The sequence below is a fragment of the Bacillus sp. BC08 genome, assembly GCF_054326875.1.
Map to the genome: position 1 here is coordinate 768,514 of NZ_JBTGPA010000031.1, position 12,099 is coordinate 780,612.

A 12,099-nucleotide genomic window follows, 5' to 3' on the forward strand; every position below is an offset into this window, starting at 1 on the left:
AAAGACTCTTGTCATTTATACAAGAGTCTTTTTATATAACTTCGCTTCAGTTAATACCATGCATCAAAATCTTGATACGTCTCGCTAACTGTGTTAATTCTCTAAACTTCGGATACACTTCATTTATTTTACAAATGTATCGCACATCCACTCATAAAATTTTTCTTTCTCTTCAAATTGCGGATAATGCGCGGATTTTTCAAAAGTAATAAATTCTTTTTGCTCTGCTTCAATCGTATCAAAATATGTTTTTGCCGCATGAAATGAAGTATTATAGTCATATTTCCCCATAAGGAAATAAAGCGGTAGCTTCATTTTAGTCACCTTAGTAGGCAATGGATTCTTTAAATCTTTTTCTAATAAGACAGTCTGAGAATGTGATAATCCAACGTTATAACGAATTACGTCTAACAAGTTATATTCATTACTGAGTAACATCCCGATGTTATCACCATCTGGATTTTCAATGAGTCTTGATGTTCCACCATATTTCGCAACATAATTCCGCGGAGTGTATGTATCACCATTTTTAATTTTTTCAGTCAATCCATTTAAATAGGAAACTTCCTCTTCATTGCCTGCATTTTCCGCTTGGTCTATGACAAACTTTAAACTATCCATCTCACCTTCTACTGTATCACTCATTTGTCCAATGCCAACATATGCTTCATATTTTTCAGGAGCTTTATTGGCAGCTTGCATTCCGATATATGTCCCGTAAGAATGACCAACCAATATTACTTTTTCTTTACCAAGACGTTTTGAAACATAATCTGTCATAACTAATAAGTCTGCTACAAGAAGATCTGATGTAAGATTCGAGTAGTCTTCAAAGAAATGATACGACTTCCCACTCGCTCTTTGATCGTAATTTACAACTGTGAAATTCTCTTCCAATAAGTTTTGGTATTTTTGAGCATACGGTATTTCTGAAGTTCCTGGTCCACCATGTACAAAAATAATAACTGGATTGTTCTTATCTTTGCCGCGTATCATAATTTCATGACCACTTCCATTTATCTCTACTTGCTCTAATGTACTTATACTGTTTTTCCCCTTTATTTGCGAGGTCCATGTAGGAAATATTAGTGCAACGATTAATAATAGTGTAGTGATGGCACCAATAAGTTTTATTAATTTTTTTATCTTCTTCATAAGTAGTCCCCTTTCTTTTAAATTTATAAAAACATCAATTTAATTCTGTGAAACTCCCTCAAAATAATATGTATATATAACAATTTCTCTCTCAAATTTCATCTTGCTCGTTTGCACATTCTTAATATCCCATACACTTCTTAACTTTCCGCTATATAAACTCTTAATATTTTCTTAATTTTCAATACATCATTCGTAGAAAGACTCGTTCACAATGTATTACAAATATAGAAAAGAGTCCTTGTTTTCTAAACAAGGACTCTTTTTCTTAAACTATTTCGCTACTTCTTCTTTCGGCATTACCATACCTTTATAAAGTTGGACAGTAATCCAGTAATAAATGAAATAAATGACTAAGAAAATCCCTATCGGCACCCACACCTTTACAAACGGGTCAACTAGTATAAAGCTAAATAAGTTAAGCCCTACTAACACGTGGGAAATTCCAATAATCGCTGGGAAGATAAATAAATATGAAATTTCTTTATAAATACTTTTCGTTAACATACTACGTCTCACACCGATTTTTCGTAACATTTCATAACGGCGTACATCACGAGAAGCACCTGTTAATATTTTGAACATTAGTGAACTTGCCATCATTGCTAAAAAGGCAATTCCAAGGAAAAACCCCATGAACATTGTTCCACTCATGAAACTGTTCATAAACTGATAAATTGTCATTTTTGTAAATAAGTCTACTTTTGTACCTGTTGTTTTTTCAATTTGTTCTTTTTGTCTCTTGTCTATTTCAATTAACAACGGTTTATATTTTTTCATATCATCTACTTTTGCTAATGTAACACTATGTTCCGTTCCTTGAACTGCTTTATAGTGTTCTTCATCAGCAATTCTTACAGGTTTTCCGTTAAATTGATTATGTGTAATTTGTATTTCTCTTACAACCGCATCTTCCCAATCCCTTGGCATACGAGGAAGCTTATTCGCTGCTTCGGGAGCTTCCAAAGCAGAATAAACAGGTTCAGTTAAAGGTTCAGCCACACGTTTACGAGCAGGCTCTTTTAAAGTTTTTGTATCAAAATGATCGGAAACAAGTGGTGGTTTCGCAGTTAAGTCATTACGTAAATAATAAACCGCTTCTCCATCTACTTTATACTTATATTTGCTTTCTTCCACAATTTCCATTTCTTTTAAGGCCGCTGTATCTTGATCATTTGGATCATGAATTACGACATCATATACACGAGAAAAGTCTGTCATAATACCTACATTTTTTTGGAACGCCATACCCGCTGTCATCGCACCTGCGCCTAATGCAATTAACATCGCTACAGTACCTAATACTCTTGATAAACTATTTACTCGAAATCGTAGCTGTGCATATGTAAAACTATTTAAACCCGTTTCATTTCGTTTTTTATTCCCTTTAATTTTCATCACAAAAAATGGAAGCAATGAACTAAAGATAAAATATGTTCCAAGAGTTGTAACGATTGTCGCTATTATAAAACCGAGTTCAGCAAACATTTTTATATTGACCATAAAATAGTAACCTGTACTTACTAGCAGTACACCGATTACTGTCATTATAATAATGCGAGTTTTACTTTTCTTCACTTCATCTAATGTTTCATCTTCACGAATTAACTCTAGTTCTGTTTTACGTAATAGTCGGATGCTATTCATTAAACCAGTAATAAAAAATAGTATTAAGAAGAAAATAGCTGTAACTAAGATTGCTGGTGTATATACAGATGAGTAACTACCTTTCGCTGAAATCTCCATACCATTCATTAAAAAGTTTCCTGCTATACTTGCAAGTAACATCCCTACTAAAATCCCGATAATAATACTAACAATCCCCATACCGAATGTTTCAATAAATAATAACTGTGCTACTTTTTTCTTTTTCGCACCTAGCATCATGTACATACCGAGTTCTTTTCTTCTTAATGTGAGTAGGAAAGAATTAGCATATATAATATAAAATACAGTAATGAAAGATAATAGTATTGCTCCTACCCAAAACACGAGTCTAATACTACTAATAAGACTATTATCCTTCGTAAATTCACTATTCATCGCCATCGTTTGGAACATGTAGAAAATACTAATACTAATAACGAGACCAATAAGTAAAACCATATAATCTTTTAACATTTTTTTCATGCTATGACGTGATAACTTGAATAACATAGTCTCGCCCCCCTACTTAGACTCTGCAGCTGAGCCCATATGAGCGAGCACACCTAAAATGTCTTGATAGAAACTTTCCCGCGTTCCTTGACGCTTTAACTCTTTATAAAGAAGACCATCTTGAATAAATAAAATACGTTCACAATAACTCGCACTAAATGCATCGTGTGTAACCATCAAAATACTTACATTATGATTTTCATGTAAATCTTGCATCGCCTCTAATAAGCTTTTTGCATTTTTACTATCAAGCGCTCCTGTCGGTTCATCTGCTAATACAATTGCTGGATTATGTACTAAAGCTCGAGCTGCCGCTGTTCTTTGCTTTTGCCCACCAGAAACAGCAGTTGGATATTTTGTTAAAATTTCAGTAATCCCTAATTTCTTCGCAACCTCATTCACCTTTCCAGTAATCTCACTTGAAGGTACGCCTTGCAAAGAAAGTGGTAAAGCGATATTTTCATAAATTGATAAGTTTTCTAGTAAGTTGAAATCTTGAAAGATAAACCCTAATTTTTGAGATCGAAAATCTGATAATGCATTCCCCTTCATAGAAGTAATATTTGTACCAGCTATTGTCACACTTCCACCTGTCGCTTGATCCAGTGTACTTATCACATTAAGTAGTGTCGTTTTTCCAGAACCAGAAGGACCCATAATCCCGACGAATTCCCCTTCTTTAATACTTAATGACACACCCCTTAATGCTTTTGACTGATTCTCATTTCTTTTCCCATACGTTTTTTCTACACTTTCTACAGTAACTACATTTGTTGACATCTCTTTCACTCCATCCCTTTTGTATAAAATGAATTTCTCACATATTTCTTATCTTGTTCTCATGTAAACCCTTAAGATTTTTTAAATTTTTCAATCAGAAAGGGTTATACGAGTTATGTAAACCTTTTTCCTACTTCATATTCTCACTTTTCTAAAACTCGTTCCTTCGATTTCGCTTACATTTACCTTACATTTTTGTAAGGTAAAAAAGAAAACACACCCTTTTGAATTGGTGTGTTTTCTTTTTAAACTTTATTTCCGATTATTTATTTCCTCTTTCATACTTTCCACAAACCCATCTAGTTCAATCACTTCTGACTTGTCTTCCCCATATTTACGTACATTTACAGCTCCGTTTTCCATTTCCTTATCCCCAATAACAAGAACATAAGGAACTTTTTGCATTTGTGCTTCTCTTATTTTATATCCTAATTTTTCTTCTCGCATATCTCGTTCTACACGAACACCAGCTTGTGCTAATTTATCTGCAACTTCATCTGCATATTGTACATGAACTGCATTCGAAACTGGAATGACTTTTACTTGAACTGGTGCCACCCATGCCGGGAATGCACCTCCAAAATGCTCAATTAATATTGCTAAGAAGCGGTCTAAAGATCCTAAAACTGCTCTGTGAATAACAACTGGTCTTCTCTTTTCATTCTTCTCATCTATATAATTTAAATCAAACTTCTCTGGCATTTGGAAATCTAGCTGGATTGTTCCGCACTGATGACTTCTATTTAAAGCGTCTTTAATATGAAAATCTATTTTCGGTCCGTAAAATGCACCGTCACCTTCATTTAGTCTATATTTATAATCCAATGAATGTAATACATTTTCTAATGATGCCTCTGCTTGCTCCCATAACTTATCATCACCCATTGAATCTTCTGGACGAGTAGAAAGCTCTACTTCATATTCGAATCCGAAAGTTTTATAAACGTAATCAATTTGCGCCATTACGGATTTAATTTCATCTTCAATTTGTTCTGGAGTTACAAATAAATGTGCATCATCTTGGCAGAAAGTACGAACTCTTAATAATCCGTTTAATGCCCCGCTAAATTCATGTCGGTGTACTTGGCCGAACTCACACATACGAATTGGCAATTCGCGATAAGAGTGTAATTTATTTTTGAACATTAACATATGTCCTGGGCAGTTCATCGGTTTTAATGCAAAGCTTTTATTGTCTACCTCTGAGAAATACATGTTATCCTTGTAATGTCCCCAGTGTCCTGATTTCTCCCATAATTCTTGGTTCATCATAAACGGAGTACGTACTTCTTGATACTTATACTCTTTTTGAATTTCTCTTAAAAATGCTTCTAATTCATTTCGGATAATCTGTCCTTTCGGTAAATAAAATGGCATTCCCGGAGCCTCTTCTGAAAACATAAATAACTCTAGCTCACTACCTAACTTACGATGATTTCTTTTTGCTGCTTCTTCTACGAAATGTAAATACTCTTCTAATTCTTTTTGAGAAGAGAACGCAACACCATATATACGCTGAAGCACTTGATTGTTACTATCACCTCGCCAATATGCACCAGAAACGTGAGTTAATTGGAATGCTTTCAAATAGCCTGTTGACGGTAAATGTGGTCCTCTACATAAATCTACAAATTCACCTTGCTTATATAGTGTTACACTTTCCCCACTAGGGATCGCTTCTAACAATTCTAATTTCAGGTGATCATTTATTTCTTGAAACAATTTTTTTGCCTCTTCTCGAGAGACTTCAACTCGTTCTATTTTTACATTTTCATTTATAATCTTTTTCATTTCTTTTTCGATTTTCGGCAAATCTTCTACATTCACACTATGCGGAAGTTCCATATCATAATAAAATCCATTTTCAATAACCGGTCCTACACCAAGGTTTACATTCCCATACATTCTCTTTACAGCTTGCGCTAAAATATGTGCCGCAGAGTGTCTTGCAATTTCTACCCCTTCATTAGAATCTATAGTAACGATTTCTACTTCCGCATTTTCTTCAATATTTCGGCGTAAATCATATAACTGATTATTTACTTTCCCCGCTACTGCTTTCTTTTTCAAACTACTGCTAATGGATCCCGCAATTTCTTCTAAAGTAATTCCTTTTGCAAATTCTTTAACGCTACCATCTGGAAATTTAATTTCAATCATTTGTTCTTTCATTTTTCATCTCTCCATTTCATAATAAAAAGCACACTCATCCCTAAAATAGGGACGAGTGTGCTTATACCCGTGGTTCCACCCAGATTCCCATTGTAAAATATACAATGGCTTCTTTTACGGTAACGTCGTTTACACGGCACTAGATACTTAATTTCCCCAGTGCAGCTCTAAGGTGGTAAGTTATTTTTCTGCGTTAGGAAGTTCTCAGCTTTCCTTCCTTCTCTGTATAACCGGGTAAAATAACTCGTGTCCTTTTCTTCGCTTATTATGAAATTGAATGCAAAAAAGCATATTCATCCCTAAAAATTAGGGACGAATATGCTTATATTCGTGGTTCCACCCAGATTCCCATCACAAAAAACATAATGGCTTCTTTTGCGATAACGTCGCTTACACGGCACTAGATACTTAATTTCCCTAGTGCAGCTCTAAGGTGGTAAGTTATTTTTCTGCGTTAGGAAGTTCTCAGCTTTCCTTCCCTCTCTGTATAACCGGGCAAAATAACTCGTGTCCTTTTCTTTGCTTTTATGAGTACATCCATTAATTGTTATTTACTATATCCTATTCATTTTATTATTGCAAGTGTTTAAAAAAGTGTTTTTATTTAATAAAAAAAGAAACCAAAATAGATTTTTGGTTTCCCCTTCTCAATTTTACCAATCTTGTGGTTCGTAATTTAAGTCTGAAAATAGACGTCGTTTCTCTTTCTTCGATAAATCTCTCCACTGTCCAACAGGTAAATTATTCAATTCAATATTCATAATTCTCGTACGTTTTAACGTGTATACTTGATAACCTAAAGCTTCACACATACGACGAATTTGGCGATTTAGCCCTTGTGTTAAAATAATATTGAACTCATATTTTGATAACTGTGTGATCTCACAAGGAAGTGTTTTCGTTCCTAAAATCTTCACACCAGCTGCCATTTTTTCTAAGAAATCAGGTGTAATTGGCTTATCTACTGAAACGATATATTCTTTCTCATGTTTATTTTCAGCACGTAAAATTTCATTAACGATATCACCATCATTCGTTAACAAAATTAAACCGTCTGAGTCTTTATCAAGACGTCCAATATGACTAATTCGTAAAGGATGATTCACTAAATCGATAATGTTACCTTTTACAGCTTTTTCACTCGTACATGTAATACCTACTGGTTTATTTAAAGCAATATATACGTGATCTCGAGCAATACGAAGTTGCTCTCCATTTACGCGTACATCATCACCTGGATTGACTTGGTCACCAATTTTTGCAACCTTACCGTTAATAATTACTCTTCTCTCATTAATTAATTTATCCGCTCCACGTCGAGACGCTTTTCCAGCTTCACTAATAAATTTATTGATACGCAAATTAGGCACATCCTTTTCTAAACAAAATTTCAAGCTCACACTGCTTCTACCGTACAATACAAAAGGGTAAGCCTTCTATTATAACTTAAATATATTAACATGAAAGGGTATATAACGTCTTCTATTAATTACTCGTTTATAAGAAAATATCTTTATTATACATTCATTTATGCACGTTTTGAACACTTAATATACAAGCCACTCTTCCTTACATATAGCTTGTTTACCTCTTATATCTTTTAAATCCTCATGAATATTAGCTAGTTTATACAACTCTGGGAAAATCTCTTCTACATAATTTTGATGCGCCATTTCATCTTTCCAATAAGTTAACACTGTGTAACGATTTTCAGTTTTTAAAGACTTCCCAACTACTCCACCTATCATCCCTTTTGCTTTTTTCATTCCTTTATTCCAAATTTCCTCTTGCTTATGTAAAAATTGCTTTTCACTCTGTTGTTTTACATCACAAATTGCAACTCTTACAAATGACCCTTCTGTAACAACGTCTTTCAAAGACATATCAGTAATATCATACAACGTTTGAAACAATTCAATTTCACATGAAAGAAAGGTATCCGCTTGATTGCTATTTACATAAATTGTATCGTGTGCACCATTCATAAATGAATGATATGCACTTCGATCTTCCCATAAAGTAAATACACATGCCTCACCTTTATTCCATCCACCAAATTGTCCATGAAATCCATCTAGATGCTGTATATCACGCCATTTTTCTTGTGCAATTGAAAATAACTCTTTTTTCTCTTCTTCCACTTTACAGTAGATTGTTTTTAGTAACATTTTTAATTCCCCCTTTAGAATATAATATATTTTCTTCTCACATCACTTAGTTTACATAATAATTTTATAATCCCCTAATACTCTTTATAGACATATGGAACTAATCATATTTATCTCTATATCTATCAAACCATCTATCTGATTTTATTTCAAATAATTCAGAATCAAAAGAAAAGATGTAACCCGTAACGAATTACATCTTTATCTTATCTCCCTTATGTACCTTTTTCTCAAATAAATAATACGTTAGTTCTCCCGGATAATGTAATACTGTTACATTCCTCTCTCCTTTTTTAAAACTAACAGTATGCCCGTTTTCCCCTAAGTTCTCCCATCCACTGGCCTTTGTAATAGGCATTACACTTATATATTTATAATTTGCTTCCTTATCATCGTTAATATGGATTGCTGACATTGGTACCGGAAAATCTTCAATTTTAGATTCTTTGTCCAGATATATGAGTGCAAATAAGCTAACTAATAACATGGCCATTGAAATATTTGAAACTAGTTTTTTTCTATTCATTTTCACTAAAACCCTCTTTTCTCTCATATTACTTTCATCATTTTACTTATTTTAATTATTTATGTATAGAAAAAACATAATTTAAATCACTTCTAGGATAAATTCTCTATTACAAATAACATAATTATTATATATTGTAATTAATAGTTTTTTATTTTGGAGGCGTTACTCATTGAGGAATTTATTTTCAAAAAAATGGTCAGTTGTAATTTTTATTTTTATCATGACCAGTACGGTTTTCTACACAATAATAGATAAAAATAATAACAAAAAAGCAACTGTAGAAACAATTGATACAAAAACATTCAAAACTAACTTGCAACCTAAAATAAATGAATTAACTACAAATTATAATGACATCATTGAGAAAGATTGGTTGCCTTCTTCGGAAGGTATTAACATAAACGGAGATTCGGTAGACAGAACTAAACTTTTAAGTACAATGAGTTCTGTTTCCAAGCAATATGAAACAATCATAAAAGAAATAGACACAATTCAAATTGAAGAAAACATAGTAGAAGTACATATAAAAAAGCAACTAACCTATTTCACAACAGAATTTAAAACTGCATCTGACTTCATGAAAAATGCAGCAGATTTGATTATAGCTGGAGCCAATAGCTATACTTCAGCTAATGAAATAATTGAAAATACTAAACACTCTTTAGGACTTGCCGATCAACTTATTATCATCGCTTTATCTACTTTAACTGAAGTGGAAGATAAATTAGGACTGTCGAAAAAATAGAACACTTTACTATTTTAAAATAAAAAAATGATTGCATTTTAATAAATGTATATCTATAATGTTTTTATTGATTCTATACACATTCAATGCGTATAAGTTATTAATTTTATAATTCGGATGAACCATTCAGGAGAAGGTCTTTTGATCTACCGACGGGGCAAAAAGTTGCTGAATCAACTTTGAAACTCTCAGGTCTTGGTTACAAGTAGAACTGCATGGGGACGAATCTCTGGAGAGACTCCCTCTCGCTATATATAGCGCGGAGGAAAACGAGCACCGAAGGAGCAAATCTGCTACTATAGCGGATAATCTCTCAGGTAAAAGGACAGAGACAAGCGAAAGAAAAAGCCGATTTGTATCGGTTTATTTTTCTATCCCTTGTTTCTCCAGAGACCATTTCATTTACTTGAAGTGGTTTTTATTTTTTCATAAAAAGGAGAATACAGATGGAGACAGTAAGTACAGTATTAGAACAAATCAATCACTATGTGTGGGGATTACCAACGTTGTTGTTACTCGTTGGTACTGGTATCATTCTCACAGTCCGTTTAAAGGGTTTACAGTTTAGTAAACTATTATACGCTCACAAACTAGCATTTAAAAAATCAGAAGATACATCTTCTTCTGGAGATATTAGCCACTTCCAAGCACTTATGACAGCTATGGCGGCAACGATTGGTATGGGGAATATAGCTGGTGTTGCAACTGCTGTGACAATCGGTGGACCCGGTGCAATCTTTTGGATGTGGATTACTGCTTTGTTCGGTATGGCAACAAAGTATGCTGAAGCAATTCTCGCGGTGAAATACCGTGTTAGTAATGAGAATGGTGAATATTCAGGTGGACCAATGTACTATTTAGAACGTGGTTTAGGTAAGAAATGGCTTGCTGTTTTATTCGCTATATTCGGCACAACTGCTTCTTTCGGTATCGGTAATATGGTGCAATCTAACTCAGTTGCAGAGGCAATGCGAATTAATTTCTCTTTCCCACCTGCTTTAACTGGTATATTAATGTCGTTTTTAATCGCTATTGTTATTTTAGGTGGTGTGAAAAAAATCGGGAAAGTGACAGGATATATCGTTCCTATTAAAGCTTTCTTTTATATCATTGCTGGTCTTATTATTATTTTCTATCACTACGATCAAATCCCAGAAGCATTTTCACTTATTTTTTCTGGCGCGTTTAATGGTACTGCAGCTGCTGGTGGCTTTATCGGTGCAACAGTTGCATCTGCCATCCAAATCGGAATGGCGCGCGGTGTATTTGCGAACGAAGCTGGTTTAGGTAGTGCGCCTATTGCCGCGGCGGCTGCAAAAACAGATTCACCTGCAAAACAAGCTTTAGTTTCAATGACTGGTACTTTTCTAGATACGTTTATTGTATGTACTATTACAGGACTTGTATTAATTACTACAGGTGCATGGAAGTCAGGAAAAACCGGTGTTGAAGCTACCACATTAGCTTTCCAATCTGTATTTGGTACTGCAGGTAGTATGATTCTCGGTATTGCGATTATATTATTTGCCTACTCTACTATTTTAGGATGGTCGTATTACGGAGAGAAATGCGTGGCTTATTTATTTGGAGAAGGTGCTGTTAAATATTATAAAGCAATCTTTATCTTCATGATTGCTATTGGGGCTAATTTAAAATTAGGTATCGTATGGACATTTGCTGATATTGCAAATGGACTTATGGCAATTCCAAACTTAATTGGCCTGATTGGGTTAAGTGGTATTGTTGTATCTGAAACGAATCGCTTTTTACAAGCAGAGAAATTGAAAGAAAATCATAAAAAACAGGCAAGTTAATCACTAAAAAAAGAATGGCTTATCTATAATAGCCATTCTTTTTTCACTTATTTCACTTCCTTCTGCGCCATATGTAAATACAGCACAAAATCCGTCATTGTCGATGAATGACCAAGTTGACGGATCATCGCTGTTATATTTCCTCTATGATATGTACCATGATTTACGACATGTTGCACTAATTCTAAAATTGAAGTTTCTAATTTACCTACATATGGATTCTCGATAACAAATACAGCATTCACGTCTTGTATTGTACTTAAAAATTCTTTATATTGATTTTCCATGTTTTCAAACATTTTTTCTAATTCATGTAACGATTTATTTTCGATTTGTGTTCGTAAACTTTCTCGGTCTTGTATTGCTTCATTCATACTTTTACCATGCAATATGTGTAACCACACTTGATCTGTAATATACATATGTGCAAAAGTATCCTTAATTGATGGAAACACACTCTTTATCTGTTCAGTAAAAATCGTCTCATAGTTTGGTAATTCTTTTAGTCGATTGAATAATCGTATATTAGCCCAAGCATGATAATCCACCTGTTTTAACATGTACTCTTTCAATCAAAAT

General features: G+C 33.7%; 10 protein-coding genes, 1 riboswitch and 2 other annotated features. Of the genes, 2 read left to right on the plus strand and 8 right to left on the minus strand.

The features are described from left to right. Nucleotides 1–123: 123 nt before the first annotated feature. The 7 genes from ACXVYO_RS14565 to ACXVYO_RS14595 form a co-directional block, all read right to left on the minus strand. Entirely contained in the window at nucleotides 124–1,155 is a 1,032-nt protein-coding gene (locus ACXVYO_RS14565) for an alpha/beta hydrolase (RefSeq protein ID WP_458467579.1), read from the minus strand. Nucleotides 1,156–1,428: 273 nt separating this feature from the next. Then, complete coding sequence (locus ACXVYO_RS14570) at nucleotides 1,429–3,312, minus strand: FtsX-like permease family protein (protein ID WP_458467580.1); 1,884 nt, start codon at nucleotides 3,310–3,312, stop codon at nucleotides 1,429–1,431. Between the two features lie 12 nt (nucleotides 3,313–3,324). Beyond that, nucleotides 3,325–4,092, minus strand: coding sequence for an ABC transporter ATP-binding protein (locus ACXVYO_RS14575; RefSeq protein WP_000106430.1), 768 nt, complete (start codon nucleotides 4,090–4,092; stop codon nucleotides 3,325–3,327). Between the two features lie 252 nt (nucleotides 4,093–4,344). Further along, on the minus strand, nucleotides 4,345–6,264 hold the full coding sequence (thrS, locus tag ACXVYO_RS14580; protein ID WP_458467581.1) for a threonine--tRNA ligase: 1,920 nt from the start codon (nucleotides 6,262–6,264) through the stop codon (nucleotides 4,345–4,347). Between the two features lie 44 nt (nucleotides 6,265–6,308). Beyond that, nucleotides 6,309–6,532 (minus strand) — a binding site (T-box leader). Nucleotides 6,533–6,569: 37 nt separating this feature from the next. Continuing rightward, nucleotides 6,570–6,793 (minus strand) — a binding site (T-box leader). Between the two features lie 124 nt (nucleotides 6,794–6,917). Beyond that, on the minus strand, nucleotides 6,918–7,625 hold the full coding sequence (locus ACXVYO_RS14585; RefSeq protein WP_001222159.1) for a pseudouridine synthase: 708 nt from the start codon (nucleotides 7,623–7,625) through the stop codon (nucleotides 6,918–6,920). A 186-nt stretch (nucleotides 7,626–7,811) separates the two neighbouring features. Further along, a complete protein-coding gene (locus ACXVYO_RS14590; RefSeq protein ID WP_458467582.1) occupies nucleotides 7,812–8,432 on the minus strand; it encodes a DUF4937 domain-containing protein in 621 nt (206 codons plus the stop codon). A 193-nt stretch (nucleotides 8,433–8,625) separates the two neighbouring features. Beyond that, a complete protein-coding gene (locus ACXVYO_RS14595; protein WP_458467797.1) occupies nucleotides 8,626–8,958 on the minus strand; it encodes a hypothetical protein in 333 nt (110 codons plus the stop codon). A gap of 223 nt (nucleotides 8,959–9,181) precedes the next feature. On the opposite strand from ACXVYO_RS14595, the gene ACXVYO_RS14600 reads away from it, so the two are divergent. Then, nucleotides 9,182–9,706, plus strand: coding sequence for a hypothetical protein (locus ACXVYO_RS14600; RefSeq protein WP_458467798.1), 525 nt, complete (start codon nucleotides 9,182–9,184; stop codon nucleotides 9,704–9,706). A gap of 219 nt (nucleotides 9,707–9,925) precedes the next feature. Beyond that, nucleotides 9,926–10,045, plus strand: a riboswitch (glycine riboswitch). 107 nt (nucleotides 10,046–10,152) lie between these two features. Further along, nucleotides 10,153–11,520: an alanine/glycine:cation symporter family protein gene (locus tag ACXVYO_RS14605; protein WP_458467583.1), complete on the plus strand. Its 1,368-nt coding sequence runs from the start codon at nucleotides 10,153–10,155 to the stop codon at nucleotides 11,518–11,520. A 47-nt stretch (nucleotides 11,521–11,567) separates the two neighbouring features. On the opposite strand, the gene ACXVYO_RS14610 is transcribed toward ACXVYO_RS14605, so the two are convergent. Further along, a complete protein-coding gene (locus ACXVYO_RS14610; protein WP_458467584.1) occupies nucleotides 11,568–12,092 on the minus strand; it encodes a DinB family protein in 525 nt (174 codons plus the stop codon). Between the last annotated feature and the right edge of the window lie 7 nt (nucleotides 12,093–12,099).